The following is a 26,793-nucleotide window of genomic DNA, read 5'->3' as shown; positions in this document are numbered from 1 at the left end:
CTGCGAAGTCGCCTAGATTCGCGGGTGGCCCGAGAGGGCGGACCACGGCCCGACTGGAACCCTCGAAGGGGATACCACCTTGAGTTTTTTCACGCTACCGCCCGAGGTCAACTCGTTGCGAATGCTGGCCGGTGCGGGTTCGGTGCCGATGTTGGCCGCGGCCGCGGCCTGGGACGGGCTGGCCGTCGAATTAGCGGGATCCGCACAGTCTTTCGCGACCGTGGTCTCGGATCTGACGGGTCAAGCGTGGCAGGGTGCGGCGGCGCAGGCGATGGCCGCCGCAGCGACGCCGTATGCGAGCTGGCTTTCGGCGGCCGCTACTCAGGCGTCAAGCATGTCGGCTTCGGCTCAGGGTGTTGTCAGCGCGTTCGAAGCGGCCCGCGCGGCAATTGTGCACCCGGTGGCGGTGGCAGCTAACCGAAATGCGTTCGTGCAGTTGGTGTTATCCAATGTGTTCGGGCAGAACGCGCCCGCGATCGCGGCGGCGGAGAGTGTTTATGAAGGGTTCTGGGCTGCCGATGTGGCAGCGATGGTCGGTTATCACGGCGGCGCCTCGGCAGCGGCGGCCGCATTGTCGCCCTGGACTGCCATGCTGGAAACGTTTCCCGCCCTCAACACCGGCCTGGGAAACATCGGGAACTGGAATCTGGGCGGCGGAAATCTCGGGGACCTGAACCTGGGCAGCGGCAACGGTAGCCGCAACTTCGGCGGTGGCAACCAGGGAAACCTGAACTTCGGCGGCGGAAACCGGGGTGATTACCACGTCGGGTTCGGCAACTACGGGGCCATCAATATCGGTTTCGGCAACGACGGCCAGCTGAATATCGGCTTGGGCAACCACGGCCAAGGCAACTTCGGCATCGGCAACAACGTCAACGGAAACCTCGGCAGCGCCAACAGTTCTCATCCGACCGAAGGCAACTTCGGTAACAACATCGGCAGTGCGAACCGGGGAGCCACCAACTTGGGTGCCGCCAACATCGGCTCAGACAACGTCGGTTTCGGCAACTTCGGGAACAGGAACTTCGGGTTCGGCAACACCGGGAACAACAACATCGGCTTCGGGCTCACCGGCGACAATCAGATCGGCATCGGTGCGCTGAACACCGGGATCGGCAACATCGGCTTCGGCAACTCCGGCAACGGCAACATCGGGTTCGGCAACTCCGGCGACGGCAACGTCGGCTTCTTCAATTCAGGTAACGGCTCCTTCGGCTTCGGCAATTCCGGAAACTTGAATACCGGGTTCTGGAACTCAGGAAGTGACAATGTCGGTATCGGCAACTTCGGTACCAGCAATTTCGGCATCGGCAACGCGGGCAGCCTCAACTTCGGCTCCGGAAACGCCGGCTTGTTGAACTTCGGCTTCGGCAACGCCGGCGACAACAACACCGGGTCGGCCAACACCGGTGAATACAACACCGGCTTCTCGAATGCCGGTGACCGGAACACCGGTTGGGGCAGTTCGGGTGGTACCAATACGGGATTGTTCAACGCGGGCGGCCTGAACACGGGGATCGGCAGCTCAACCACTCCGGTCGGAGCAACGACGTCGGGTTTCGGTAACACCGCACCCAATACCTCCGGGTTTTTCAACTCGACCCATAATTCGTCCGGCTATGGCAACTCCGACCCGTCGTGGTTCAACGGCCCCAGCTCCGGCGTGGGTAACACCGCACCGTTCACCACGGGGCTCTTCAACTCCGGCGGCAGCGCCGTCGGAATCTGGAACACCGGAGGGGCGAATATCGGCGCTTTCAACCCTGGCTACGGCAACACCGGCGTCGGCAATCTGGGCATGTTCAGCTCGGGATTTTTCATTATCGGCGACTTCCAGGCCGGGTTCTTCCGAGGGGTACTCGGCCGGAGTTAGCTCCTCTTAATGCAGCAACTGCCCGGCCTGGTCGGCCAGGTCCAATACCGGCTGCGGGAAGATCCCCAACCCCACAGTCACCAACGCGCACACCGCAATTGCGGCTTTGCTCAGTACGCCGGGCTCCACCACCCGCGGCGTGTCTTCGGTGGGCTCGGTGAAGAACATCGACACGATCACCCGCACATAGAAGTAGGCCGCGATCGCGCTGAACGTCACACCGATGATCACCAGCGGAACCGCACCGCCCTGGGCGGCCGCCCGGAACACCGCGAACTTGCTGATGAAGCCGCTCGTCAGCGGAATGCCGGCAAACGCCAACAGGAACATCGACAGCATCACGCCGACAATGGGGGAGCGCTGGCCCAGGCCGGCCCAGCGCGCTAAAGACGCCTCTTCCACACCGTCGGCGTCGCGGATCAGGCCGACGATCGCGAACGCGCCCACCGTGCTGAAGCTGTAGGCGACCAGGTAGAACAACGTTGCTGACAGGCCGGCGGAATTGTCGGCGATCACGCCCGTGAAGATGAAGCCGACGTGTGCCACCGACGAATAGGCCAGCATCCGCTTGACGTCGGTCTGGTTGATGGCGGTGATGGTGCCGACGGCCATGGTCAGGATCGCGACCCCCCACAGCACCGGACGCCAATCAGCATGCAAGGGCGGCAGCGCGACGTAGATCACCCGCAGCACCGCCCCGAAGGCCGCTACCTTGGTGGCCGCCGCCATGAAGCCGGTGATGGGCGTGGGTGCGCCCTGGTATACATCGGGAATCCAGGAATGGAAGGGGACGGCGCCGACCTTGAACAGCAGGCCCACCGACAGCAGGGCCACACCAGCCAGAGCCATCGTCGTATCGTTCTGGGCCGCAAGCGAATCGCGGATACCGTTCAGGTTCAGGGTGCCGGTCGCCCCGTACAGCAACGCCACACCGTAGAGGAAGAACGCCGACGAGAACGCGCCCAACAGAAAGTATTTCAGCGCCGACTCCTGCGACAGCAGCCGGCGGTGCCGGGCCAGTCCGCACAGCAGATACAACGGCAGCGACAGCACTTCCAGCGCGACGAACATGGTCAGCAGGTCGTTGGACGCGGGGAACACCAGCATGCCGCCGACCGACAGCGTCAGCAGCGGAAACAGCTCGGTTTGGGCGGCTCCGGCGCGCTGCGCCTCCTGCTCGATGTCGCTACCGGGCACCGAGGAGGCTTGCGGGGTAAAGGAATCCAGGCCCGCGAAGACCTTCGTCTTCGTCACGACATGGCTGCGCTCGGCGACGAAGATGGTGGCCAGTACCGCCACCAGCAGCACGGTGCCCTGCAGGAACAGCGCCGGACGGTCCACCGCCATCGCGCCGAGCACCGCGCGCTGACCATCTGCGGGTACCGACCGCGCCACCAGTACGACCGCGACGAACGCGGCGACGAAGCCGCCGAGAGTCAAGATCACCTGCGCGCCATAGCGACTCCGGCGCGGTACGAACGCTTCGACCAGCACGCCGACCACCGCGACGCCGAACACGATGAACATCGGCGACAGCAGGAAGTATTCGACGCTGATGGTGGACAGGTTCATCGGTGCGGTCCTTCGGCTCTACGGGGTACGCCGTTCATCGGCACGACGGGCTTGGGATCGTGCTGCCCGATCGTGCGCATCGTGTTGGCGACGGCCGGATTGACTACGTCCAGTATCGGTTTCGGGTAGACCCCGAGTACCAGCAGCAATGCGATGAGCGGTGCGACGACGATCATTTCGCGGCCGGCGAGATCACGGATCTTGTCGTTGCCGGCGGCCACCGGTCCGGTCATCACGCGCTGGTACAGCCACAGCATGTAGATGGCCGCCAGCACCAGCGCGGTGACTCCGAACGCCGCGGCCAGCCAGTACCGGTTGAAAGTGCCCAGCAGCACCAGGAATTCGCTGACGAACGGTGCCAGCCCGGGCAGCGACAGGGTGGCCATACAGGAGACCAGGAAGGTGCCGGCCAGGACCGGGGCCACCTTCTGCACCCCGCCGTAATCGGCGATCAACCTGCTGCCGCGCCGGGAGACCAGGAAACCGGCGATCAGGAACACCGCCGCGGTGGAGATGCCGTGGTTGAGCATGTAGAGCGTGGAGCCGCTCTGACCCTGGGTGGTCATCACGAAGATGCCCGCGATGATGAACCCGAAGTGCGAGATCGAGGTATAGGCGATCAAACGCATCATGTCGGCCTGTCCGATTGCCACAATGGCGCCGTAGATCACCCCGATGATGGCCAGCGTCACGATCACCGGACGGAAATAGGTTGAGGCGTCCGGGAACAGCTGCAGGCAGTAGCGCAGCATGCCGAAGGTACCGACCTTGTCCATCACCGCGGTGATCAACACGGCGGTGGCCGGGGTCGACTCCACCGCAGCGTCGGGCAGCCAGCGGTGGAACGGCCACAGCGGTGCCTTGACGGCGAACGCGAACATGAAGCCCAGGAACAGCGCCTTGAAGACGGCGGGATCGACGTCGCTGTAACGGCCCCACTGCACGCCGGTCACGATCTCGCGGAAGTCGAAGGTGCCGGCCCCACCACCTACCGAGTGCTGGGCGGTCACCACGTACAGCCCGATCACCGCCGCGAGCATGATCAACCCGCCGAACAGGTTGTACAGCAAGAACTTCACCGCTGCCTTCGACCGCCCGGCCCCGTGGCCGAAGCCGCCGATCAGGAAGTACATCGGGATGAGCATGGCTTCGAAGAAGACGTAGAACAGCAGCACGTCGAGGGCGACCACCGAGATCAGCACCATCGATTCGATCGCGAGCGTCAGGGCGACGTAGGCGTGCACGCCCCGGGGGCTGCTTTCTTTCCCATCGTTCCAGCCCGCCACCAGCAGCAGCGGGACCAGCACCGTGGTCAGCAACACCAGGATCAGCGCGATACCGTCCACGCCCAGCGTGTAACCGGCCCCGAAAGCCGGTATCCAGGTGCGCTTTTCGACGAACTGGTAGGTATCTCCGCCGGCCTTGAATCCGACCGTGACCACCAGGGAAACCGCCAGCGTCAGGATGCTGACCACCAAGCCGGTCCACTTGGCCACCCTGCGCAACCCCGGCGGCAGCAGGATGATGAGCACCGAGCCGGCCAGCGGCAGCAGCCACAGCACGCTCAGCCAGGGGAAGTTCACCACAGGTTCACCGCCAGCAGCGCACCGGCCAGCACGGCGGCACCGAGCAGCATCGACAACGCGTAGTTACGGGCGAAGCCGGTCTGCAGGCTGCGCAACCGATTCGACGTCCGGCCCACCAGCGCGGCGAGCCCGTTGACCGAGCCGTCCACGCCGGCGTCGTCGACCTCGACCAGCGCGTGTGTCAGTTGCGCACCGGGGCGCATGAAGACCTCCTCGTTGAAGGCGTCGCCGTAACCGTCGGCGCGTGCAGCGGTGGTCAGCACCGAGACCCGAGCCGGGGCCACCCGTGGGATCTCGGCCTTGCCGCCGTACATCCGGTAGGCGACCGCGATGCCGACGACGACGACACTCAAGGCCGCGGCACTGACCGCCCACGCCGGGATGCCGTGCGCGGACTCCTCGTGCACTCCGACAACCGGTTCGAGCCAGCGCCGCAGGGAGTCGCCATAGGTGAACAGGAAGCCGGAGAACACTGAGCCGAACGCCAGCAGGATCATCGGCGCCGTCATCAACGCGGGTGACTCGTGCGGATGCGAGCCGGGCGCCCAGCGTTTCTTGCCGAAGAACGTCATCAGCATCACGCGGGTCATGTAGAACGCGGTGATTCCCGCACCCAACAGCGCGGCCCCGCCCAGCACGTAGCCACGGATGCCGCCGGAACCCAGCGCCGCCTCGATGATCGCGTCCTTGGAGAAGAACCCGGCAAAGGGCCAGACCCCGATGATCGCCAGGTAGCCGAGCCCGAACGTGGCGAACGTGATCGGCAGGGCTTTGCGCAGCGCACCGTAGCGGCGCATGTCCTGTTCTTCGTGCATGGCGTGGATGATCGACCCGGAGCCGAGGAACAGGCCGGCTTTGAAGAAGCCGTGGGTGAGCAGGTGCATGATCGCGAACGGGTAGCCGGCCGGGCCGAGGCCGGCGGCCAGCACCATGTAGCCGATCTGGCTCATTGTCGATGCGGCCAGGGCGCGCTTGATGTCGTCTTTGGCGCAGCCGATGAAGGCCCCCAGCATCAGGGTCACGGCGCCGACGATGACGACGGCCAGGCGCGCGTCGGGCGCCAGGTTGAACACCGGGTTGGACCGCACTATCAGGTACACACCGGCGGTCACCATGGTCGCGGCGTGGATCAGCGCCGACACCGGGGTCGGGCCCTCCATGGCGTCGCCCAGCCAGGCTTGCAGCGGAACCTGGGCCGACTTGGCGCATGCCCCCATCAGCAGCAACAGGCCTATCGCGTTCAGCACGCCGGTGCTGGCGGCGGGCGCACCGGCGAAGACGCCGCTGTAGGAGACGGTGCCGAAGGTGGCGAACATCAAGAACATGGCCAGCGCCAGCCCGGCGTCCCCGACCCGGTTCATCACGAACGCCTTCTTGGCCGCCGTCGCCGCCGTGGGTTTGTGGTACCAGAAGCCGATCAGCAGGTAGGACGCCAGGCCCACGCCTTCCCAGCCGACGTAGAGCAGCACGTAGTTGTCAGCGACCACCAGCAGCAGCATGGAGGCCAAAAACAGGTTGAGATACCCGAAAAACCTGCGGCGGTCCTCGTCTTCGGCCATGTAGGCGATCGAGTAGATGTGAATCAACGATCCCACGCCGGAGATCAGCAGCACGAAACACATGGACAGCTGGTCGATCTGCAACCCGAAGTCGACCTGCAGCCCGCCGACCGGGATCCAGCTGAACAGGGTCTGGCGAATGGTGCGGTCGCCCTCGGCGCTGCCGAGCATCTCGGCGAGCAGCGTCGCACCCACGCCGAATGCCGAGAGCGCGGCCAGGGTGCCTAGCCAGTGCCCCCACGCGTCGGTGCGCCTGCCGCCGAACAACAGGATTGCGGCACCCGCCAGAGGCAGTGCCACCAGCAGCCAGGTGTAGTGAATCATGTTGGCGTCGTTAACCCTTGAGTAGATTTGCGTCGTCGACCGACGCCGATTTGCGGGCCCGGAAAATGGTCATGATGATGGCCAGGCCGATCACGACCTCACACGCGGCCACCACCATGGTGAAGAACGCGATCATCTGTCCGTCGAGCCTGCCGTGCATGCGCGCGAAGGTGACGAACGCCAGGTTGACCGCGTTCAGCATCAGCTCGACGCACATGAACATGACGATGGCGTTGCGCCGCAGCAGCACTCCGGCGGCCCCGATGGTGAACAGCAGCGCCGACAGGTACAGGTAATTGGCCGGATTCATGACCGGTCCCCTTTGCGGCCACCCGAAACCGCTTCCGCGGACGGGGTTTCGAGACCGTCGGCCCCGCGCGTGCGCAGGATCCTGGAGACCGACAGCTCCGAATAGGAGCCGTCGGGGAGCAACGCGGCCACGTCGACGGCGTTGTGCCGCGCGTAGACACCGGGGTTGGGCAGGGGGGTGGGGTGTCCACCCGGACGGAAGCGTTCCTCGGCGAGCTCGCGTTGGGTCTTGCGGCGCTCGAAGCGCTCGCGGTGCGCCAGGATCATCGCCCCGACCGCTGCGGTGATCAGCAGCGCACTGGTGAGTTCGAAGGCCCACAGGTAGCGGGAGAAGATGAGCGCCGCAAGGCCTTCGACGTTCCCGTTGCCGTTGGCCGCACTCAGGCCGGAGAAGCCGCCGGTCGCTACGTTGCCGATGGCGGCGATCAGCAGGATGCCGAACCCGATGCCGGTGGCGACAGCGGCGACGCGCTGACCGCGCAGCGTCTCCTTCAGCGATTCCGCCGAGTCGACGCCGATCAGCATCAGCACGAACAGGAACAGCATCATCACCGCGCCGGTGTAGACCACCACCTGGACGACACCCAGGAAGAGCGCGTCCTGGGCCATGTAGAAGACCGCGAGAATGAGCATGGTCATTGCCAGGTACATCGCCGAGTAGACGGCGTTGACGGCCAGCACCACTCCGAGGGCGCCGATCAGCGCCGCGGTGCCGAGCACCCAGAACATCACGGCCTCGCCGGTGGAGGTGCGCACCAGCACGTCCGCCGCCAGATTGGCAATCATCGCCGATCCCCGGCTTCCTGGGACTTGCGCAGGCCGGTGGGGGTGATGTTGCCGAGGTAATAGTCCTTGTCGGTGGCGCCCTCGGCGCGGGGGTGCGGGGGTGCCAGCATGTCCTGCAGCAGCGGGGCCAGCAACCGGTCCTTCTCGTAGATCAGGTCGGCGCGATTGTCGTCGGCCAACTCGTAGTCGTTGGTCATGGTCAACGCCCGTGTCGGGCAGGCCTCGATGCACAGACCGCAGCCGATGCAGCGCAGATAGTTGATCTGGTACACGCGGCCGTACCGTTCACCCGGCGAATACCGTGCCTCCTCGGTGTTGTCCGCGCCTTCGACGTAGATCGCGTCGGCCGGGCAGGACCAGGCGCACAACTCGCAGCCGATGCACTTCTCCAGCCCGTCGGGGTAGCGGTTGAGCTGGTGACGGCCGTGATAGCGGGGCGCCACCGGCCCCGGCTTCTCCGGGTACTCCTCGGTGATGTTCTTTTTGAACATCGACCCGAATGTCACCCCGAAGCCGGCCAGGGCGTCCAAGAATTTAGCCACGCGCCTTCTCCTTTACCGCGCCGACGGGTTGGTCGAGCTTCTTCATGGGCAGCGGCGGGACGGGGAATGCCGGTTCGACACTGCCCGCTTCCTGCTGTTGTTTGCTGCGCTGGCGGGCCCGTGCCCGTGCGCTGGGCGCACTGAACGGTTTTCGCAGGGTGGCGATCAGTACCCCGGCCACGACCAGGCTGCTGATCACGAGCACCGTGGTCCAGTGCTGATAGCCCTGGTTCTTCAGGGTGCGGATGACGGCCGCGATCATGATCCACACCAGCGAGGCCGGGATCAGCAGCTTCCAGCCCAACGACATGAACTGGTCGTAGCGAAACCGGGGCAGCGTGGCGCGCAGCCAGAAGTAGATGAACAGGAACGTCCACACCTTGGCGGTGAACCACAGCAGCGGCCACCAGCCGTGATTGGCGCCTTCCCACAGGTTCAACGGCCACGGCGCGTGCCAGCCGCCCAGGAACATCGTCGCCGCCAGCGCCGAAACGGTGGTCATGTTGACGTATTCGGCAAGCATGAAGATCGCGAACTTCAGTGACGAGTACTCGGTGTGGAAACCGGCGACCAGCTCGCCTTCGGCCTCGGGCAGGTCGAACGGCGCCCGGTTGGTCTCGCCGACCATCGAGATCAGGTAGGTCACGAAGGACGGCAGCAGCAGGAAGATGTACCAGACGCGGTCTTGCGCGGCCACGATCTGCGATGTCGACATCGAGCCGGCGAACAGGAACACCGCCGCGAAGGACAACCCCATCGCGACCTCGTAGGAGATCACCTGGGCGGTCGAGCGCACCCCACCCAGCAGTGGGTAGGTGGACCCCGACGCCCAGCCGCCGAGCACGATGCCGTAGACGCCGATGGCCGACAAACCCAGGATGAACAGCACCGCGACCGGGAGGTCGGTCAGCTGCAGCGGCGTCCAATGACCGAAGATCGACACCTCCGGGCCCATCGGGATGAAGGCGAAGGCGGTGAATGCGGGAATCGCCGAGATGGCCGGTGCCGCGAAGTACACGAACCAGTCGACGCCCTTGGGGGTGATGCTTTCCTTCAATGCCAGCTTGACGCCGTCGGCCAGACTCTGCAGCGTGCCCCACGGCCCGGTGCGGTTCGGGCCCGGCCGCAGCTGCATGTAACCCAGGATCTTGCGTTCGGCCAGGATTCCCACCAGGACCGTCAGCACCAGGTAGCCGAAGATCCCGACGGCCTTGATGAGCACCAGCCACAGCGGGTCGTGTCCGAAGGCGGTCAGACCGTTCATACGCCCAGCTCCTGCACATCGCTGCCCGCCGCAACCTGCACTGATAACTGCACGACGGCGCCTATCGTCACGCCCAGTTGCTGGTGCACCGCCGAACCCGGCGAATTGAGTGGCAGCCAGGCCACCCGGTCGGGCATGTCGGTGATGTTGAGCGGCAACGTGATTGAGCCGCGGTCCGTGCTCACGGTGACGTCGGCACCGTCGACCGCCCCGATTTCGGCAGCGGTGCCGGCCGACAGCCGAACCGCCGGTTTGCGTGCGGTCCCGGCCAGATGCGGTTCGCCGTCCTGCCCGCGACCGGCGTCCAGCAGCAACCGCCAACCGGTCAGCACCGCTTCACCCGAGCCGGGCTGACCGGGCGGCGCGGCCTCGACCTGCGGGCCGGCCGCGCGCTTGCCGTCCCAGGTACCCAGCGCGGACAGTTCCTCGCGAGCCGATTCCACCGTCGAGCAGTTCAGGTGGATGCCCAACTCGTCGGCCAGCGTGTCGAGCACCCGGTGGTCGGACTGGCGGGCCTGCAGCGAGGTGCCGCGGAACGCCGGTTCGAAACCGCGGTAGCGGCCTTCCCAGTTGACGAAGGCGCCCGACTTCTGCGTGGTGGGCGCGACCGGGAACACCACATCGGCTCGTTCGGTGACGGCGCTGTGCCGTAGTTCCAGGCTGACTACGAACGGCGCCGCGTCCAGCGCGGCCAGCACCGCGTCGGGATCGGCGAAGTCGCCGGGTTCGATCCCGCCGACGAGCAGCGCACCCAACGTCCCGTCGGTCGCGGCGGCCAGAATGCCGTCGGCGTCACGTCCTGTCTCGGCAGGCAATTCGTCGACATGCCAGGCAGCGGCCACCTGCGCGCGGGCGGCGTCGTCGGACACCGGACGGCCACCGGGCAACAGCCCGGGCAGCGCCCCGGCTTCCAACGCTCCGCGCTCACCAGCCCGCCGCGGCACCCACGCCACCCGCGCCCCGGTCGAGTCGGCCAGCCGCGCCACGGCGGAGAACCCGCCGGGCACGGTGGCCAGGCGTTCACCGACCAGGATCACTGCGCCGGGGGTGCTGAGCAGGTCGCCCACCTCGCCGGTGGCCAGACCGTCCAGCGCCGACGGCTCATCCCCGGGCGCGGTCTGCACCAGCCGACCCGACATCTTCTTCAGCGCTCGGGTGGCGAACGGGGCGATCGCGTACACCGGGACGCCGTTCTTGCGCGCCGCCTTACGCAACCGCAGGAACACTCCCGGCGCTTCGTCCTCGGGTTCGAAGCCCACCAGCACCACCACCGGTGCGGTCTCCAGATCCGAGTAGCTGACGGTGACCGGCCGGCCCGCCACCCGTGCCACCAGGAAGTCCGCCTCCTCGGCGGAGTACGGTCGGGCGCGGAAGTCGATGTCGTTGGTGTTCAACACGATTCGCGCAAACTTGGCATACGCGTAGGCGTCTTCCCAGGTGCCCCGGCCGCCGACCAGCACTCCGGTCCGGCCGCGGGCAGCAGTCAGTCCCTGGACCGCGGCCACGATGGCGTGCGACCAGGACGCGGGTTGCAGGGTGCCGTCGGCGTCCCGCAGTAGGGGAGTGGTCAGCACGTCGGGCTGGGTCGCGTACGTGAAGGCCCAGCGGCCCTTGTCGCAGACCCACTCCTCGTTGACTTCCGGGTCGTCGCCGGCCAGTCGACGCATCACCTTGCCGCGGCGGTGGTCGGTGCGCGTCGCGCAGCCGCCCGCGCAGTGCTCGCAGACGCTCGGGCTGGACACCAGGTCGAACGGGCGGGCCCGGAACCGGTAGGACATCCCGGTCAGCGCGCCCACCGGGCAGATCTGCACCGTGTTGCCGGAGAAGTAGGAGTCGAACGGTTCGTTGGCGTAGATGCCGACCTGCTGAAGGGCGCCGCGCTCCTGCATGTCGATGAACGGGTCGCCGGCGATCTGTTCGGAGAACCGGGTGCAGCGGGCGCACAGGATGCAGCGCTCGCGGTCCAGCAGCACCTGCGAGGAGATGTTGATCGGTTTGGCGAAAGTGCGCTTGGGGTCGGTGAAGCGGGACTCCGCGCGACCGTTGGACATCGCCTGGTTCTGCAGCGGACACTCGCCGCCCTTGTCGCACATCGGGCAGTCCAACGGGTGGTTGATCAGCAGCAGTTCCATCACGCCGTGCTGGGCTTTGTCGGCCGCCGGCGAGGTGAGCTGGGTGCGCACCACCATGTCGTCGGTGCACACGGTGGTGCACGACGCCAGCGGTTTGCGCTGACCCTCCACCTCGACCAGGCACTGCCGGCAGGCACCGACCGGGTCGAGCAGCGGGTGGTCACAGAACCGGGGAATCTGGATACCCATCAGCTCGGCCGCGCGGATCACCAAAGTTCCTTTGGGGACGCTGATTTCGGTGTCATCGATGGTGAGGGACACCATCTCCGGCTGAGCGACGCGGTTTTCGGTGTCGGCAGTTTGGGTCACGCGCTTACTCCATCCAACGTGAGCATCGAATCGCGGGGGTCGAACGGGCAGCCGCCCGTCTCGACGTGGGCGAGGTATTCGTCGCGGAAGAGTTTCAGGGACGACATCACCGGACTGGCGGCGCCGTCACCCAACGCGCAGAACGACTTTCCGAGGATCGCGTCCGCGATGTCCTGCAGCTTGTCCAGGTCTTCGCGGGTGCCGCGCCCGGTTTCCAGGCGGGCGTAGATCTTGTCCAGCCAGAAGGTGCCCTCCCGGCACGGCGTGCACTTGCCGCAGGATTCGTGCTTGTAGAACTCCGTCCAGCGCCGCACCGCCCGTACCACGCAGGTGGTTTCGTCGAAGATCTCCAACGCCTTCGTGCCGAGCATGGAACCGGCCGCGCCGACCCCTTCGTAGTCCAACGGCACGTCGAGGTGTTCGTCGGTGAGCAGCGGCGTCGACGACCCACCCGGGGTCCAGAACTTGAGCCGGTGCCCGGCCCGGATCCCGCCGGCGTAGTCGAGCAACTCGCGCAGCGTGATGCCCAGCGGCGCCTCGTACTGACCGGGGTTGGTGACGTGTCCGGACAGCGAATACAGCGTGAAGCCGGGCGATTTCTCGCTACCCATGGAACGGAACCACTCGACTCCGTTCAGGATGATCGACGGGACGCTGGCGATGGTCTCGACATTGTTGATCACGGTCGGGCATCCGTAGAGACCCGCCACAGCCGGGAACGGCGGACGCAGCCGAGGCTGGCCGCGGCGCCCTTCCAGCGAGTCGAGCAGTGCGGTTTCCTCGCCGCAGATGTAGGCGCCCGCACCGGCGTGCACCACCAGCTCCAGGTCATATCCCGAGCCGCCGATGTCCCGGCCCAGATAGCCGGCGGCGTAGGCCTCGGCCACTGCGTTCTGCAGCCGTCGGAGCACCGGCACCACTTCGCCGCGCACGTAGATGAAGGCGTGGGTGGCCCGGATCGCGTACGAGGCGATGATGACGCCTTCGACCAGGACGTGCGGGGTGGCCAGCATCAGCGGAATGTCTTTACAGGTACCGGGTTCGGACTCGTCGGCGTTGACCACCAGGTAGTGCGGTTTGGCCGCGGCGCCGGAATCGCCCTGCGGGATGAACGACCATTTGGTCCCGGTGGAGAAACCCGCGCCGCCGCGCCCGCGCAACCCGGAGTCCTTGACCGCGCCGATCACGTCGTCGGGCGCCATGGCCAAGGCCTTCTTCATGGCCCGGTATCCGTCGTGGCGTTCGTAGGTCTCGATGGTCCAGGACTTGGGATCGTCCCAGTAGCGACTGATGACCGGCGTCAGCGGTGTGGTCATGACTGGCCTCCCGCAGGGGTCGGCGCTTCCATGTCGTTCTCCTTGGCCACCCGCAGCCCGGCCAGCGTGGCCGCTCCCGCGCCGCCCTGCCCTTCGTCCGGACGCTGATCCGGCAGGCCCGCCAGGATTCGTGACGTCTCACGGAACTTGCACAACGGTGCGCCCCGGGTGGGCGCGACCGGTTCACCGGTGCGCAGCGAATCGACGAGTTCGCGCGCGGACTGCGGAGTCTGGTTGTCGTAGAACTCCCAGTTGACCATCACCACCGGTGCGAAATCGCAGGCGGCGTTGCATTCGATGTGCTGCAAGGTGACGGTGCCGTCGGGTGTGGTCTCGTCGTTGCCGATGCCGAGATGCTCTTTGAGGTCGTCGAATATCGCGTCGCCGCCCATCACCGCACACAGCGTGTTGGTGCACACACCCACCAGGTAGTCACCGGTCGGACCGCGCCGGTACATGGTGTAGAAGCTGGCCACCGCCGAAACCTCGGCACCGGTCAGATCCAGTTGCCGCGCACAGAATTCCAGACCGGCCGGCGTCAGGTAGGAGTCCTCGCCCTGCACCAGATGCAGCAACGGCAGCAACGCCGAACGCTTATTCGGGTACTTGGCGATGATCTCCTTGGCCTCGACCTCCAGGCGCGAGTGCACTTCCGGCGGGTACGACTGCGGCGCACCCTCAACGACGAACTGGCTCGGCTCCTCCGGCGGCGGTCCGAGCCGGAGGAAAACCCTTTCGCCACCGTTACTTCCGACATTCGGAACTGTCATCGGTCCACTCCGCCCATGACCGGGTCGATGCTCGCGACGGCGGTGATCAGGTCGGCGACCATGCCACCCTCACACATTGCGGCGACGGACTGCAGGTTGGTGAACGACGGGTCCCGGTAGTGCACCCGATAGGGGCGGGTACCGCCGTCGCTGACCATGTGCACGCCGAGTTCGCCGCGCGGTGACTCCACCGCCACGTACACCTGGCCGGCTGGCACCCGGATGCCCTCGGTCACCAGCTTGAAGTGATGGATCAGAGCCTCCATCGAGCTGCCCATGATCTTGGCGATGTGCTCGGGTGAGTTGCCCATCCCGTCAGGGCCCACGTAAAGGTCTGCGGGCCAAGCGATTTTGCGGTCCTCAACCATGGTCGGGCCGGGCTTGAGCTTGTCCAGACACTGCTCGACGATCTTGACCGACTCCCACATCTCGTTGACGCGGATGATGTAGCGCCCGTAGGCGTCACAGGTGTCTTCGGTGATGACGTCAAATTCGTAGTCCTGGTATCCGCAATACGGTTCACTCTTGCGCAGGTCGTGCGGCAGTCCGGTGGCACGCAGAATTGGACCCGTGATGCCCAGTGCCATGCAACCGGTCAGGTCCAGGTAACCGATGTCCTCGGTGCGGGCCTTCCAGATGGCGTTCTCGTTGAGCAGCTCGCCCATTTGGCGAAGCGGGACCCGCAGCTCCTTGAGGGCGGCGGCGATCTCGTCAATTCCGTTGGGCGGCAGGTCTTGTGCCAGTCCGCCCGGCCGGATGTAGGCGCTGTTCATCCGCAGGCCGGTGATCTTCTCGAACAGGGTGAGGACGATTTCACGGGCCCGGAAGCCGACGAACATCGGTGTCATGGCGCCCAGTTCCATCCCACCGGTGGCCAGCGCGACCAGGTGCGAAGAAATCCGGTTCAGTTCCATCATCATCACCCGGATGACGTTGACCCGTTCGGGGATCTCGTCGGTGATGCCGAGCAGCTTCTCCACGCCCAGGCAGAACGCCGTCTCGTTGAAAAACGGTGCCAGATAATCCATCCGGGTCACAAAGGTGACGCCCTGCGTCCAGTACCGGTATTCGAGATTCTTCTCGATTCCGGTGTGCAGGTAGCCGATCCCGCACCGGGCCTCGGTCACCGTCTCGCCTTCGATCTCGAGGATCAGCCGCAGCACGCCGTGGGTGGACGGGTGCTGGGGGCCCATGTTGACGACGATGCGCTCCCCGGGATCGGCGTTGCGCGCGGCGTCGACGACCTTGTCCCAGTCCTGGCCGCCGGCGACGACGAGGGTTTCCGTGGTGCTCATCAGTTGTAACCCCTGCGCTCGTCGGGCGGCGGAATCTGCGCGCCCTTGTACTCGACCGGGATACCACCCAGCGGGTAGTCCTTGCGTTGCGGATGCCCGTGCCAGTCGTCGGGCATCTCGATGCGGGTCAGCGACGGGTGTCCGTCGAAGATGATCCCGAAGAAGTCGTAGGTCTCGCGCTCGTGCCAGTCGTTGGTCGGGTAGATACCGAACAGTGACGGGATGTGCGGATCACTGTCTGGCGCAGACACTTCCAGTCGCAGCCGACGGTTGTGCGTGATCGATTTGAGTGGGTACACCGCGTGCAGTTCCCGGCCCGTCTCGTTGGGGTAGTGCACCCCGCTCACACCCAGGCACAGCTCGAACCGCAGCTCGGGCTCGTCGCGCAGGCGCTGAGCCACCTGCGGCAGCAGGTCCCGGTGCACGTGCAACGTGAGTTCGTCGCGGTCGACCACCACTTTCTCGATAGCCTCGTCGAACTCGACGCCGTCGCGCGACAGGGCCTCGCCCAGTCGGTCGGCGATGTCGTCGAAGTAGCTGCCGTAGGGGCGTGGGCTGCCACCGGGCAGTGTCACTTTGCGGACCAGCCGACCGTAACCGGAGGTGTCGCCGGTGCCGGACACCCCGAACATGCCGCGGCGGACGTCGATCACTTCGCCGCCCACCGGCACCTGGACGCCCGGGGTGACCGCTGCGCCCTGCGGATCCTTGTCCGGTGAGCTCATCGCAGCATTCCGCGCATCTCGATCGTGGGCCTGGCCGCCATGGCCGCCTCTTCGGCCTCGGCGATGGCACGCTCCCGGTTGACGCCCAACGGCATCTCCTGAATCTTGTCGTGCAGCTTCAGGATTGCGTACAACAGCATCTCGGGCCGCGGCGGACAACCGGGCAGGTAGATGTCCACCGGCACCACATGGTCCACGCCCTGCACCACGGCGTAGTTGTTGAACATCCCACCCGAAGATGCGCACACGCCCATCGCCAGGACCCACTTGGGTTCGGCCATCTGGTCGTAGATCTGGCGCAGCACCGGCGCCATCTTCTGGCTGACCCGGCCCGCGACGATCATCAGGTCGGCTTGGCGCGGCGTCGCTGAAAAGCGCTCCATGCCGAACCGGGCGATGTCGAACCTCGGGCCGGCCGTCGCCATCATCTCGATCGCACAACAGGCCAATCCGAACGTCGCCGGCCACAGCGAGTTCTTGCGGACATAGCCCGCGACCTTCTCGACCGTCGACAGCAGGATCCCGCCGGGCAGCTGTTCTTCGAGTCCCACGTCCTACCTCAATCCCACGTCAGGCCCCCGCGGCGCCACACATATGCGTAGGCCACGAAAACCGTGAGCATGAATATGACCATCTCGACGAGGGCAAAGGTCCCCAGCGAGTCGAAGCTGACCGCCCACGGATAGAGGAACACGATTTCGATGTCGAAGACGATGAACAACATCGCGGTCAGGTAATACTTCACCGGGAAGCGCTGACCGGTGGGTGCGTTCGGTCCGCTGAACCCGGTCTCGGTGGGCTCGATGCCGCATTCGTAGGCTGCCAGCTTCGACCTGTTGTAGCGAGTCGGACCGGTGATGCTCGCCAGGAATACCGAGCCGATGGCAAAGGCTGCGCCGATGCCCGCGAGCACGAAAATGGGTATGTAGGGATTCAACTCGCTCCGCCATCCGTCGTTTGGGCCGCCAGCGCAGCGGCCGCCGGTGACATCCGGGCTGGCCCAGCGCATGACACGTGTGACGGACCGGGCATGTGGACCGTCACAGTGACCTTCAACATAGTCGCGCGGCGCCCGGGGCACATGTCCGGGGTCAAGCTCTTGGACATGTCATAAATCCTTGCCTGTCAACTCGGATCGCGCCGGGACGGCGCCCAGTGGTACAGGACTGTCGAAAAGCTCGAATTCAGGCGTGTAGCCAGGCAAGATGCGGTTGATTCCGGCGACCGGCAGACGTCTCGGAGCGCTTGTTGTTACCCTTGCCACTGGACTGCTGCCGGGATTTGCGGCGTTCGCAAAAGCCGCCGACGGCCGATCTGGGAGGACGCGACCTGTGAACTTTTTCACACTACCGCCGGAGATCAACTCCTTGCGCATGTTCCTCGGCGCGGGTAGCGCGCCGATGTTGCAGGCGGCCGCCGCATGGGACGGCCTGGCCGCGGAGCTCGGGTCGGCTGCCGAATCGTTCGGGTCGGTGATCTCGAACCTGGCCGGACAGGCGTGGCAGGGCCCGGCGGCGGCGGCGATGGCGGCCGCCGCGGCGCCGTACGCGGGCTGGCTGGCAGCGGCGGCATCTCAGTCCTTGGGGGCGGCCGGGCAGGCGAGAGCGGTCGTGAGCGCGTTCGAGGCGGCCCGCGCGGCGACCGTTCATCCAGCAGCTGTGGAGCAGAACCGCAATGCCTTCGTCCAGCTCGTGATGTCGAACCTGTTCGGTCAGAATGCGCCATTGATCGCGTTGGCCGAAAACATCTACGAGGAGATGTGGGCCGCGGACGTCACCGCGATGGCCGGCTACTACGCCGGTGCCGCGGCGGCCGCCGCGCAGGTGGTGCCGTGGCAGACCGTGCTCGAGAGCTTCCCGGCGCTGACCGGCGGCTTGGCCGGCGGACTCAGCGCGCTGGCCGGATCGGGTGCGGGTAGCGGTAACGGTGCGGCCGCCGGTGGCGGCGGTGGCGCCCAGGGCGGGGCGGGCCCGGTCAGCACCGGCGCTGCCAGCGCGGCGGGCGGCGGTGGTGCTGCCGGTGGCATGGGCGGCACCGATCCCGGGATGGCGTCGGCCGGTGCCGCAGCCGGTGACCCGTCGGCGTACAGCGACGGCGGTGCGGCGGCCGCGCCTGCCGCGGCGAGCAGCGCAGGCGCCACGACCGCCAACCCCGGCGTCGCCAGTCCCGGCGTGGTGAGTCCCGGCCTCGGCGGCTTCGCCATGATGCCGATGGCGGTCGGCGGGCTGGCCATGGCCGGATTGCTCGGCGACAGGCCGTCGGTGCCGGTTCCGACGAAGTCGGCGGAATCAGAGCAGGACAAGCAAGCCGAGAAGGCCGAGAAAGACGAAGCGCCGGTGGCGGAGGAGTCGGTGACCCCGGAGGCCGAGGTTCCGGCGATGAGCGTGCTGCCGACGGCCGCGCCCGGTATCGCGGTCGCCGCTGCCCCGGGCGAAGCGACGCGCGCCGCCGCGGCGAGCGGATCCGGCATCCCGGTGTCGACTTTCCGGGCATCGGAGGCCGCGCCGGAAGCAGATGCGGAATCGGCGGAGGCCCAGTTCCGTCCCCGGGCAACCGAGCCGGAGCGCATTCAGGTCCGCGGCGCCTGAGCTGTACCGGATCAGTGCGCAGGCGCGCGCAACAGGTTGAGCACCGTGCGGCCCAGCACGATCGGGTCGAGCGGGTGAGGCACTGCGGCCTCGGCGCGTGACCAGTTGGCCAGCCATGCATCGTCGGGCCGGCCGGTCAGGACCAGGATCGGCGGGCAGCTGGACAGTTCGTCCTTGAGTTGTTTCGCGATGCCCATGCCGCCGGTCGGTGCCGCTTCGCCGTCGAGAATGGCCAGGTCGATGCCGCCTTCGTCCATCGTCCGGATCACCATCGGGCCGGTCGCGACCTCGACATAGCTCAACTCGGGCAGGTCCGGGTGCAGCCGTTTACCCAGCGCCTGCATCACCTGCTCGCGGGTCTGCACGTTGTCGCTGTAGACGAGGATCTTCAGGGGGCTGCTCGAGTCAGGCACGGTCCAGATCGTAATTCACGCGGTCCCGGAGGATCGCACGAAGACGGCTTCTGCTGACACGGTGACGGTCTCGGACATGACACCCATCTTGTTCCAGTCCACGTTGAACCGGGTCCGGTCGAGCTGCGTCTCGCCGCGGATCTGTACCGAACCGTCGTCCTGCTCGGTGATGGTCACCGGCAGCGTCACCGGTTGGCTGACGCCTTTGATGGTGAAATCGGTGCGCAGCTCGGCGCTCTTGCCCGGGCCCGGCTGCAGTTCGTTGACCAGGACGGTGATCGTCGGGAAGCGTTGGGCGTCGAAGAAGTCAGCGGACAGCAGGTGCCGGTCGCGACGGCCGATGCCGGTGTGCAGGGACGTGACCACGAGGGTGAACCGTCCCGCAACGGTGCCGTCAGCGGCGAGCCGGCCGTCGCCGCTGAATTTGGTGAACTTGCCTTTGACGGGCAGCGCGCCCCACATGTTCCTGATCCGGAAACCCACCGACGAGCGGTCCGGCACCAGAGTCCACGATCCGGTGCTCTCCGGGTCGGCGAGCAGACTCTCCAGCGTTGTCATCCTTATTCCCCCTGCCGATCCAGTAAGGGTGCGAGGTCCCCGGGGTCGAAGTATTCCTCGATCCGATCGATGAGGCCTGCTCTGTCCACCTTGATGACTATGCAGACCCGCATCGCGATGGATTGCCCGGCATGGCCGGTGGCATGCAGGAGGTGCTGCTGCACGAACCCGCCGTCGAAGACCTGTCGATCCAGCACTTCGTAGCTGCGCTCGGCGGTGATCGAGAGGAACCAGCTGATCACCCGCAGCGCCCGGGACTTGTCGTCGTATGCGGTGGGGCCGCGCCGCCCGCCCGTCCGCCATACCGCGATGTCGTCGCTCCACAGGTTCGCTACGGCGGTGTGGTCGCCGTTGGTGATCGCGGTGAACAACCGCTCGGCCGTCTCGACGATGGTTGCGGACGCGGTGTCGGTCATGAACCGGGCTCCTCGTGGTTCTCGTATCCGGGATGCGCGACGGCCAACCGGTGGCGGACCAGCTCACGCAGGACGGGGACGACGGCGTCGTCCGGTGCGTCCAGGTCGCCGGCCCGGATGGCGGCGGCCAGGGCGGCTTCGTCGGCAAATCCCAGCCCGGCCAGTGCTGCCCGGATGTCGGCCGCTCCGGTCTCGAGCAGTTGGCGTTCGACCATGCGCAGGGCGTTGGCTGCCACCCGTGCGTGGAAATTGACCGACCCGGTGGTCGCCTCCCGGACTTCGGTTTCCAGGAACTCGGCGACCGCGGCGACCAGTTCGGCGGCCGTGGGACGCCCGTACAGGTCGGCGATCATGACACCTCCTCGAGCAGGTCCAGCAGGTCCCATTCGTTCTCGCACACCCGCCTGCCGATGGTGGCCAGCTCGACCGAGCGGGTCTGCCCGCTCAGATGACGCTCGGCCTGGTACCGGCAGATGACGCCCCAGCGCAGCGTGGCCAGCACCAGCCACCAGTGAAACGCCACCCGGTCGACGCTGGTCGCGCCGGCTTCTTCGTAGTCGCGCAGGAAACTCTCGATGCTGCCCAGCCCACCGGCGCCGCGCCCGGCCGGTGCGCCGAACCGCCAGGCGCGCACACAGAACCAGGCCAGGTCCTCATACGGCGCGCCGGTGTGCACCAATTCCCAGTCCAGCACCGCTGCCAGGTCCGACCCGTCGACGATGAGGTTGCCCATCCGGAAATCTCCGTGCACCAGCACGGTGGGCCACGGCGCGGACGGTCGGTTGGCCTCGAGCCAGCGAAACGTCCATTCGAAGGTGGCGGTGGTGTCGCCCATCTCGTCGAGCCGTTCGCGCCACTGACCGATCGGGTCCTCGCCGGTCAGGCCGGGGATGTCCGGGTCGGCCCGGTGTACCGCGGCGATGGCCTGCGCACACTGGCGCAGCAGCCGCCGGCGGGATTCCTCGTCGGTGAGCTGACGCTGAATGCGTCGAACAATGGTCTCGCCCTTGATCTCGTCGCAGATCAGGAACGGATTACCCAGGGCCGCAACCGAATCGTCGGCGATCAGCACATGTGGGACGGGCGCGCCGGCCGCCGCCGCGGCGGCCTGGACGCGGGCCTCCAACTCCATGCCGGCGTGCACGTCGTCGGGCGGGCCGGTGCGCAGGATCAGCGCCCGGCGATCGGCGTCGGTGACGGCGTCGAATGCCCAGGTGGTGCGGCTGGCGCCGCCGGTGAGCGGGCGCAAATTGTCGATCCCCACCCGGCTGCCCGTGACATCGGTCAGCAGGGTGCCCAGGTCCTCAGCCAGTGTCACTTTTTGCCGAACTTGAACAGCCGCTGGGCAACTCGGCGGATCTGGATCTCCTCGGCGCCCTCGGTGATCCGGTAGCGCCGGTGGTGTCGGTAGATGTGTTCCAGCTGCTCGTGCCGGCTGTAGCCGATGCCGCCGAGCACCTGCATGGCCCGGTCGGCGGCCTCGCAGACCAGCCGGTTGGCCCGGTAGTTCGCCATCGACACCTTGTCGGAGACCTGCATGTGATGGTTCTGGTCCAATTGTGTTGCGGCGTAATAGACCAGCAGCCGCACCATCTGCGCCTCGGTCTGCAGTTCCACCAGCGGCCACTGTACGGCCTGGTTCACCGCCAGCGGTTTGCCGAACACGATGCGTTCGCCGGCGTAGGTCACCGCCCGGTCGATGCAGTACTGCGCGGCGCCCAGGCTGCTGGCCGCTTGCCGAATTCTGTTCTCGTGCAGAAACGTTTGGCCTACTTCCAGGCCGCGGTCCACGTCACCCAGCACCGCGTCGTCGGGAACCCGGACGTCTTTGAGTTCCACTTCGGCGTGATCGGTGGGCATGTTGAAGGTCCACCAGTAGTACGGGATGGTGAAGCCGGGCGAGTCGCACGGCACCAGGAACGCCGAAATGCCGCGGGCCTGGCCGGGTTCGCCGGACGTGCGGGCGAACACCAGGTCGTGCGTGGCCCGGTGCACGCCCGTGTTGAATCGCTTGGCGCCGTTGATGATCCATCCGTCACCGTCTTTGACCGCGGTGGTCTCCAGCCAGGTGGCATCCGATCCGTGGTCGGGTTCGGTGAGTCCGAACGCCATCGAGCGTTCACCGGTGATCAGCGCCTCGGTCCATTCCTTCTTCTGCGCGTCGGTGCCGAACCGGTCCATCATGATGACCTGTGGGAAATTACCGACGATCGAGGACTCGTCCTGCAGGTCGTTGTGCAGCCCGAGTCCCTTGTGCGCCAAGTGTTCCCGGATAACGGCCATGTCGATATTGGAACCGTCGCGGCCACCGAACTGGGCGGGCAGCCCGTACCGCAACCAGCCTGCTTTGTCCGCCCGCTTACGCATCTCCCCGAGCAGATCTTCCCACTCCCGGCGCGGGATGCCGCCGTTGTCCCAGTCGGTACGGGCATTCTCCCGACGATGATCGAAGTACTGGATGTGCTCGCGTTCCAGCGGCTTGATCTCCGCCTCGATGAAGGCGTCCATCTCGGCCAACACGCCGGGAAGGTGTTCGGGAAGGGTGAAATCCACGTTGATCTCTCCTTGGAATAGGTCACGCGCCGTAGAGTGTCTTTTTCCAGATCAGGGACAGCATGGCAATGGCGTCCTCATCGCTGACAGTAATGCCCAGGTCCGACTTGCCGACGATGACGGTGGTGAAGTTCTCGAAGAGCAGCGCGATGGCCGCCGCGGTGTGTTCGGGGTTGAGTTCGGTGCCGTAACCCTGCTCCTGGGCTCGGCGCACCGAAGCGGCCACGATGTCCATGCCGAAGCGCCGGAACTGGTTCTGCACATCGGCGAAGCGTTGCTGGGTCGCGGCCAGTTGAGCCACCGCGATCATGATGCCGATGTGCTGCTTGAACATGTTCCAGTAACCGGTGACCACCGAGGTGAAGAACGCGTCACCGGGCGCCTCCGGTAGCTGCACGCTCAGCCCGGACGGCTCGACGACGTCGTGCAGGAAGGACTGCGCCAGCGCGGCCAGCAGATCCTCCTTGTCGCTGAAGTACCGGTAGAACACCGCCGGGGACTTGCCCGCCGCCGAGGTGATGTCGGCCAGGGTGGTGCCGTGAAAACCGCGTTCGGCGAACAGTTTCCGGGCGGCCAGCTCGATGGATTCGCGGGTCTGGCGGCCCTTGGCGGTGAGCAGTTCGGCGGGCATCAGCCGCGGATCCGATCCCCCGCACGCAGCAGCGCGCTCGGCAGGTCGTGGCCGACAGCTTCTTGCGCGACCCGCGCCGCGGCGATCGCGGCCGGCAGATCCACGTCGACCTCGAAACCGCTGTCGGTGAGCAGGTACACCAGATCTTCGGTCGCGATATTGCCGGTGGCACCCGGGGCGAACGGGCAGCCACCCAGCCCCCCGGCCGACGCGTCCAGCCGGGTAACCCCGGCGCAGACCGCGGCGTAGGCACTGGCCAACCCGGACCCGCGGGTGTTGTGGAAGTGCGCACCCAACGGCAGCTCGCCGAGCACCGGACGCAGTTGGGCGATCAGCGAACTCACCCGGCCCGGGGTGGCGGTGCCGATGGTGTCGGCGATGCAGAACCGGTCCGCGCCCCTGTCGCGCGCCGCGGCGGCAATGGCCAGGACGCGCTGCGGGGGAGTAGGGCCTTCGAACGGGGAGTCCCATGCGGTGGCGACGATGACTTCGACGGTGACGCCGCTGTCGCGTGCGATGGCGACGATCTCACCGATCTGGGCGGTTGCCTCGGCGCTGGTGCGACCGACGTTCTTCTGGCTGAAGGTGTCGTCGGCGGCCACCACGTACTCGATGGACCGCAGGCCCGCGGCAATCGCGCGGTTGGCCCCGTTGGGGCTGGCCACCAGCGCGGAGAACTCGATGCCGGGGAAGTTGTGCAGTTCGGCGGCCAGTTCGGCGGCATCGGCCATCGACGGCACCTTGGTCGGCGACACGAACGCCGTGGCCTCCACCTCGCGTACCCCGGTCGCGGCCACCGCGCTCAGCAGGTCCAGCTTGGCCGACAACGGGATCGGCGCCTCGATCTGCAGGCCGTCGCGCAACGCCACCTCCCGGATGGCGACGTAGGTCATAAGACCGCCTCCCTGCGCAGGGCTGCCAGCTGTGCTGCGCTCTTGCCCAGCAGCCCGCCGTAGACGTCGTCGTTGTGTTGTCCGGGCCGGGCGGGACCGGCACTGCGCACCCGACCGGGGGACTCGGAGAGCACCGGCACGATGCCCGGGCCGAGCACGTCGCGGCCCACCCGTTCGTCGTGATGCGGCACCAGCATGCCGCGGGCGCGCAGCTGCGGGTCGTTGACCACCTCGGCGACCGTGTTGATGGGCCCGGCGATAACCCCTGCGGCGGACAGGGTTTCGATGATGTCGCCGGGTTGGCGTTGGGCCGCCCAGGCGCCGATGATTTCGTCGAGTTCGTCCTGGTTGCGGCCGCGGGCACCGTGGTCGGCGAAGCGGTCGTCGGTCGCGAGTTCGGGGCGGTCCATCGCTGTGCACAACCGGGCGAAAACGGTGTCCTGGTTGGCGGCGATCACCACCCAGGAGCCGTCGGCGCTGCGATAGATGTTCGACGGCGCGATCCCTTCCAGCCGGGTACCCGAGGGGCCCCGCACCACGCCGCCGACGTCATAGTCGGGGATGGTGGATTCCTGGACGGCCAAACATGATTCGGTGAGCGCGACGTCCACGACCTGACCCTGCCCGGTCACGCTGCGTCGGTAGAGCGCGGCCAGTGCGCCCTGGGCGCCGAACATGCCGGCCAGGGTGTCGCCCAGCGACAGCGCGAGGCGTGGTGGCGGGCCACCGGGGAAACCGTTGAGGTGTCGCAGCCCGCTGGCGGCTTCGGCCACCGACGCATAGCCGGCTTTGTGGGCGTCGGGTCCGGTTTGTCCGTATCCGGAGACCCGGACCAGGATGATGCCCGGATTGCGTTCGCTGAGCACGTCATAGCCCAGGTTCCACTTCTCCAGGGTGCCGGGCCGAAAGTTCTCCACCACCAGGTCGGACTTTGCGACCAGATCCAGGAACAGCTCCCGGCCGGCCGGCTTGCGCAGATCGAGGGTGATCGCGCGCTTGTTGCGCGCATGCACCGTCCAGAAGACGCGGTGCCCGTCGACCTCGGCCTGCCCCCAGGTGCGCAGTGGGTCCGGCGCACCGGGTGGCTCCACCTTGATGACATCGGCGCCCATGTCGCCCAGCAGGCGACCGACGAATGGTCCGGCGATCAGCGTGCCGAGTTCCAGCACCCGGATGCCGTCCAGCGCGCCGTGAGTCACTGCGCGAACCCGTGCCGGGTCAGCCAGTCGGTGACGATTTCGACCGCCTCCCGCAGCTTGTCTCGCTGGTCGGGACCCGCGTAATAGTGTGTGGCGCCGTGGATTTCGTACATCTCCTTATCCGGGTGCCCGATAGCCTCGAAGAGCCGCCGGGTGTGGCTGGGCGTGCAGGCGTCGTCGCCCAGATTACCGATGACCAGAGCGGGAATGGCGATGTCCTTGCCGCACTTCACGCCGTCGCCGCGAGCGTCGTCATAGCTCCACTGCGACAACCAGCCGCGCAGGGTGGAAAACCGGGCCAGTCCGACCGGGCTCATGTTCACCACCTGCGGATCGCCCAGGTAGCAGGTGCCGGGCTTGCGTTCGTTGGGGTCGACCGTCGGGTCCAGCCAGCGGGGATCGGCCATGGTGCCGTGCACGACGAAGCCGAATTCGGCAACATCGCTGCCGGGCCGACCGCTCGCACGCAACTCGGCCAGTTTGTTCTTGACCCACGCGGTGATTCGGCGGTTGCGGTCAATCTGCGCCTGCCGGTAGCGGGCCAGGAATTCCTCGGTGTAGGGCGGCTGGTTCGGGTTGTCCGGGTTGTAGAGATCCAACTCGGGATCGCGCTTGGTGGGGTCGGACTCGTCCAGGATGGAGGCGTCCAGCCACTCGGTCAGGGTGCCGTGCCGGCTGATGTGTGCGGCCAGCAACATGATCCCGTCGGCGGCCGGCAGATCCAACGTGGTCAGGTCGGGGCCGTCACCGGTGGGGCTGGCGGTGATGGTCGCGTGCTGGGCCTGCTGTTGGTAGAACACCGACAGCGAGCCGCCGCCGCTCCAGCCCGCCAGCACCACCTTCTGGTAGCCCAGCCGGTTCTTAGCGTCCTTGATGCATTCGCCGAGGTCTTCGACCACCTTCTCCATCTGCAGCGCGGAGTCGGTGCCGCGGAATCGGCTGTTGCAGTAGATGACATGATGGCCGGCGCGGGCCAGCGCATTAATCATCGGCAGGTAGGCGCCGCCGCCGATCGGATGCATGAACACCAGCACGGTGTCGCTCGGCTTGTCCTTCGGCTTCAGCAGGTAGCTCTCCAGCACGTTGATGTCGGCCAGCCCACCGTAGACGTCGCGAACCCCCGAATTGTTCTGGAAGGCAACAAGATAGGGAATGCGCTCGTAGTCGTGTTTCACCGCAG

Annotated in this window: 25 protein-coding genes and 1 pseudogene; 2 read left to right on the top strand and 24 right to left on the bottom strand. The window is 66.6% G+C overall.

The genetic code is table 11. From position 1 onward, the window contains the following. Window positions 1–79: 79 nt before the first annotated feature. Window positions 80–1,873 (top strand): PPE family protein, encoded by a 1,794-nt coding sequence (locus AC5Y3Z_RS02935; RefSeq protein WP_500001796.1) that lies wholly within the window; start codon window positions 80–82, stop codon window positions 1,871–1,873. A gap of 6 nt (window positions 1,874–1,879) precedes the next feature. Here the strand turns inward: AC5Y3Z_RS02935 and nuoN are convergent, their stop codons facing one another. From nuoN to AC5Y3Z_RS02865, 14 genes are read right to left on the bottom strand one after another with little or no spacing between them, the layout of a single operon-like run. Beyond that, window positions 1,880–3,445, bottom strand: a complete 1,566-nt coding sequence (gene nuoN, locus AC5Y3Z_RS02930; protein ID WP_463827546.1) for an NADH-quinone oxidoreductase subunit NuoN — start codon at window positions 3,443–3,445, stop codon at window positions 1,880–1,882. After that, entirely contained in the window at window positions 3,442–5,031 is a 1,590-nt protein-coding gene (locus AC5Y3Z_RS02925) for an NADH-quinone oxidoreductase subunit M (RefSeq protein ID WP_463827547.1), read from the bottom strand. The genes nuoN and AC5Y3Z_RS02925 overlap by 4 nt, the downstream gene beginning before the upstream one ends. Continuing rightward, window positions 5,025–6,914: an NADH-quinone oxidoreductase subunit L gene (gene nuoL / locus AC5Y3Z_RS02920; RefSeq protein WP_463827548.1), complete on the bottom strand. Its 1,890-nt coding sequence runs from the start codon at window positions 6,912–6,914 to the stop codon at window positions 5,025–5,027. Before nuoL ends, AC5Y3Z_RS02925 begins: the two co-directional genes overlap by 7 nt. A 10-nt stretch (window positions 6,915–6,924) precedes the next feature. Then, window positions 6,925–7,224 (bottom strand): NADH-quinone oxidoreductase subunit NuoK, encoded by a 300-nt coding sequence (nuoK, locus tag AC5Y3Z_RS02915; RefSeq protein ID WP_067408785.1) that lies wholly within the window; start codon window positions 7,222–7,224, stop codon window positions 6,925–6,927. Beyond that, a complete protein-coding gene (locus tag AC5Y3Z_RS02910; RefSeq protein ID WP_473139193.1) occupies window positions 7,221–8,009 on the bottom strand; it encodes an NADH-quinone oxidoreductase subunit J in 789 nt (262 codons plus the stop codon). Before AC5Y3Z_RS02910 ends, nuoK begins: the two co-directional genes overlap by 4 nt. Continuing rightward, the gene (gene nuoI / locus AC5Y3Z_RS02905; protein ID WP_463827550.1) at window positions 8,006–8,551 is read right to left on the bottom strand and encodes an NADH-quinone oxidoreductase subunit NuoI; all 546 of its coding nucleotides are present in this window, start codon (window positions 8,549–8,551) and stop codon (window positions 8,006–8,008) included. The genes AC5Y3Z_RS02910 and nuoI overlap by 4 nt, the downstream gene beginning before the upstream one ends. Further along, window positions 8,544–9,806: an NADH-quinone oxidoreductase subunit NuoH gene (gene nuoH / locus AC5Y3Z_RS02900; RefSeq protein WP_463827778.1), complete on the bottom strand. Its 1,263-nt coding sequence runs from the start codon at window positions 9,804–9,806 to the stop codon at window positions 8,544–8,546. Before nuoH ends, nuoI begins: the two co-directional genes overlap by 8 nt. A 5-nt stretch (window positions 9,807–9,811) precedes the next feature. Then, window positions 9,812–12,256: an NADH-quinone oxidoreductase subunit G gene (locus tag AC5Y3Z_RS02895; protein ID WP_473139192.1), complete on the bottom strand. Its 2,445-nt coding sequence runs from the start codon at window positions 12,254–12,256 to the stop codon at window positions 9,812–9,814. Further along, window positions 12,253–13,572: an NADH-quinone oxidoreductase subunit NuoF gene (nuoF, locus tag AC5Y3Z_RS02890; protein ID WP_463827552.1), complete on the bottom strand. Its 1,320-nt coding sequence runs from the start codon at window positions 13,570–13,572 to the stop codon at window positions 12,253–12,255. The genes AC5Y3Z_RS02895 and nuoF overlap by 4 nt, the downstream gene beginning before the upstream one ends. Next, on the bottom strand, window positions 13,569–14,342 hold the full coding sequence (gene nuoE / locus AC5Y3Z_RS02885) for an NADH-quinone oxidoreductase subunit NuoE (protein ID WP_473139191.1): 774 nt from the start codon (window positions 14,340–14,342) through the stop codon (window positions 13,569–13,571). The genes nuoF and nuoE overlap by 4 nt, the downstream gene beginning before the upstream one ends. Continuing rightward, the gene (nuoD, locus tag AC5Y3Z_RS02880) at window positions 14,339–15,637 is read right to left on the bottom strand and encodes an NADH dehydrogenase (quinone) subunit D (RefSeq protein ID WP_463827554.1); all 1,299 of its coding nucleotides are present in this window, start codon (window positions 15,635–15,637) and stop codon (window positions 14,339–14,341) included. The genes nuoE and nuoD overlap by 4 nt, the downstream gene beginning before the upstream one ends. Beyond that, on the bottom strand, window positions 15,637–16,362 hold the full coding sequence (locus tag AC5Y3Z_RS02875; protein ID WP_463827555.1) for an NADH-quinone oxidoreductase subunit C: 726 nt from the start codon (window positions 16,360–16,362) through the stop codon (window positions 15,637–15,639). The genes nuoD and AC5Y3Z_RS02875 overlap by 1 nt, the downstream gene beginning before the upstream one ends. Continuing rightward, window positions 16,359–16,913: a NuoB/complex I 20 kDa subunit family protein gene (locus AC5Y3Z_RS02870; RefSeq protein WP_463827556.1), complete on the bottom strand. Its 555-nt coding sequence runs from the start codon at window positions 16,911–16,913 to the stop codon at window positions 16,359–16,361. Before AC5Y3Z_RS02870 ends, AC5Y3Z_RS02875 begins: the two co-directional genes overlap by 4 nt. 8 nt (window positions 16,914–16,921) lie before the next feature. Further along, window positions 16,922–17,299: an NADH-quinone oxidoreductase subunit A gene (locus AC5Y3Z_RS02865; protein WP_463827557.1), complete on the bottom strand. Its 378-nt coding sequence runs from the start codon at window positions 17,297–17,299 to the stop codon at window positions 16,922–16,924. 394 nt (window positions 17,300–17,693) lie between these two features. On the opposite strand from AC5Y3Z_RS02865, the pseudogene AC5Y3Z_RS02860 reads away from it, so the two are divergent. Continuing rightward, window positions 17,694–18,192, top strand: a pseudogene (locus AC5Y3Z_RS02860) (PPE family protein); the annotation flags it as partial. A 769-nt stretch (window positions 18,193–18,961) separates the two neighbouring features. Here the strand turns inward: AC5Y3Z_RS02860 and AC5Y3Z_RS02855 are convergent. From AC5Y3Z_RS02855 to AC5Y3Z_RS02810, 10 genes are read right to left on the bottom strand one after another with little or no spacing between them, the layout of a single operon-like run. After that, window positions 18,962–19,363: an Rv3143 family two-component system response regulator gene (locus AC5Y3Z_RS02855; protein ID WP_463827558.1), complete on the bottom strand. Its 402-nt coding sequence runs from the start codon at window positions 19,361–19,363 to the stop codon at window positions 18,962–18,964. A 15-nt stretch (window positions 19,364–19,378) separates the two neighbouring features. Next, window positions 19,379–19,921 (bottom strand): YceI family protein, encoded by a 543-nt coding sequence (locus AC5Y3Z_RS02850; RefSeq protein ID WP_473139190.1) that lies wholly within the window; start codon window positions 19,919–19,921, stop codon window positions 19,379–19,381. Window positions 19,922–19,923: 2 nt separating this feature from the next. After that, the gene (locus tag AC5Y3Z_RS02845; protein ID WP_463827560.1) at window positions 19,924–20,337 is read right to left on the bottom strand and encodes a nuclear transport factor 2 family protein; all 414 of its coding nucleotides are present in this window, start codon (window positions 20,335–20,337) and stop codon (window positions 19,924–19,926) included. Then, window positions 20,334–20,690, bottom strand: coding sequence for a DUF6285 domain-containing protein (locus AC5Y3Z_RS02840; RefSeq protein WP_473139189.1), 357 nt, complete (start codon window positions 20,688–20,690; stop codon window positions 20,334–20,336). The genes AC5Y3Z_RS02845 and AC5Y3Z_RS02840 overlap by 4 nt, the downstream gene beginning before the upstream one ends. Continuing rightward, window positions 20,687–21,637, bottom strand: a complete 951-nt coding sequence (locus tag AC5Y3Z_RS02835; protein WP_473139283.1) for a phosphotransferase family protein — start codon at window positions 21,635–21,637, stop codon at window positions 20,687–20,689. Before AC5Y3Z_RS02835 ends, AC5Y3Z_RS02840 begins: the two co-directional genes overlap by 4 nt. 14 nt (window positions 21,638–21,651) lie before the next feature. Next, window positions 21,652–22,890 carry an acyl-CoA dehydrogenase family protein gene (locus AC5Y3Z_RS02830; protein ID WP_463827562.1) on the bottom strand — a complete coding sequence of 413 codons (1,239 nt, stop codon included), beginning with the start codon at window positions 22,888–22,890 and terminating at the stop codon, window positions 21,652–21,654. 22 nt (window positions 22,891–22,912) lie between these two features. After that, window positions 22,913–23,521, bottom strand: coding sequence for a TetR/AcrR family transcriptional regulator (locus AC5Y3Z_RS02825; protein ID WP_463827563.1), 609 nt, complete (start codon window positions 23,519–23,521; stop codon window positions 22,913–22,915). After that, window positions 23,521–24,414: a hydroxymethylglutaryl-CoA lyase gene (locus AC5Y3Z_RS02820; RefSeq protein WP_473139188.1), complete on the bottom strand. Its 894-nt coding sequence runs from the start codon at window positions 24,412–24,414 to the stop codon at window positions 23,521–23,523. Before AC5Y3Z_RS02820 ends, AC5Y3Z_RS02825 begins: the two co-directional genes overlap by 1 nt. Next, the gene (locus tag AC5Y3Z_RS02815) at window positions 24,411–25,613 is read right to left on the bottom strand and encodes a CaiB/BaiF CoA transferase family protein (RefSeq protein WP_473139187.1); all 1,203 of its coding nucleotides are present in this window, start codon (window positions 25,611–25,613) and stop codon (window positions 24,411–24,413) included. The genes AC5Y3Z_RS02820 and AC5Y3Z_RS02815 overlap by 4 nt, the downstream gene beginning before the upstream one ends. Next, a complete protein-coding gene (locus AC5Y3Z_RS02810) occupies window positions 25,610–26,788 on the bottom strand; it encodes an alpha/beta hydrolase (RefSeq protein WP_473139282.1) in 1,179 nt (392 codons plus the stop codon). Before AC5Y3Z_RS02810 ends, AC5Y3Z_RS02815 begins: the two co-directional genes overlap by 4 nt. Window positions 26,789–26,793 lie beyond the last annotated feature (5 nt).

Source organism: Mycobacterium sp. NGS61 (assembly GCF_059812325.1).
Note: the sequence above shows the minus strand (reverse complement) of the source record. Positions and strands in the feature narration are given on the sequence as shown.

Excerpts from the sequence above, each read along its gene's own strand:
- nuoL (WP_463827548.1), bottom strand. The coding sequence starts at position 6,914 with ATGATTCACTACACCTGGCTGCTGGTGGCACTGCCTCTGGCGGGTGCC.
- nuoE (WP_473139191.1), bottom strand. The coding sequence starts at position 14,342 with ATGACAGTTCCGAATGTCGGAAGTAACGGTGGCGAAAGGGTTTTCCTC.
- AC5Y3Z_RS02910 (WP_473139193.1), bottom strand. The coding sequence starts at position 8,009 with ATGATTGCCAATCTGGCGGCGGACGTGCTGGTGCGCACCTCCACCGGC.
- AC5Y3Z_RS02845 (WP_463827560.1), bottom strand. The coding sequence starts at position 20,337 with ATGACCGACACCGCGTCCGCAACCATCGTCGAGACGGCCGAGCGGTTG.
- AC5Y3Z_RS02850 (WP_473139190.1), bottom strand. The coding sequence starts at position 19,921 with ATGACAACGCTGGAGAGTCTGCTCGCCGACCCGGAGAGCACCGGATCG.
- AC5Y3Z_RS02840 (WP_473139189.1), bottom strand. The coding sequence starts at position 20,690 with ATGATCGCCGACCTGTACGGGCGTCCCACGGCCGCCGAACTGGTCGCC.
- nuoN (WP_463827546.1), bottom strand. The coding sequence starts at position 3,445 with ATGAACCTGTCCACCATCAGCGTCGAATACTTCCTGCTGTCGCCGATG.
- AC5Y3Z_RS02875 (WP_463827555.1), bottom strand. The coding sequence starts at position 16,362 with ATGAGCTCACCGGACAAGGATCCGCAGGGCGCAGCGGTCACCCCGGGC.
- AC5Y3Z_RS02825 (WP_463827563.1), bottom strand. The coding sequence starts at position 23,521 with ATGCCCGCCGAACTGCTCACCGCCAAGGGCCGCCAGACCCGCGAATCC.
- AC5Y3Z_RS02820 (WP_473139188.1), bottom strand. The coding sequence starts at position 24,414 with ATGACCTACGTCGCCATCCGGGAGGTGGCGTTGCGCGACGGCCTGCAG.
- nuoD (WP_463827554.1), bottom strand. The coding sequence starts at position 15,637 with ATGAGCACCACGGAAACCCTCGTCGTCGCCGGCGGCCAGGACTGGGAC.
- nuoF (WP_463827552.1), bottom strand. The coding sequence starts at position 13,572 with ATGACCACACCGCTGACGCCGGTCATCAGTCGCTACTGGGACGATCCC.
- nuoK (WP_067408785.1), bottom strand. The coding sequence starts at position 7,224 with ATGAATCCGGCCAATTACCTGTACCTGTCGGCGCTGCTGTTCACCATC.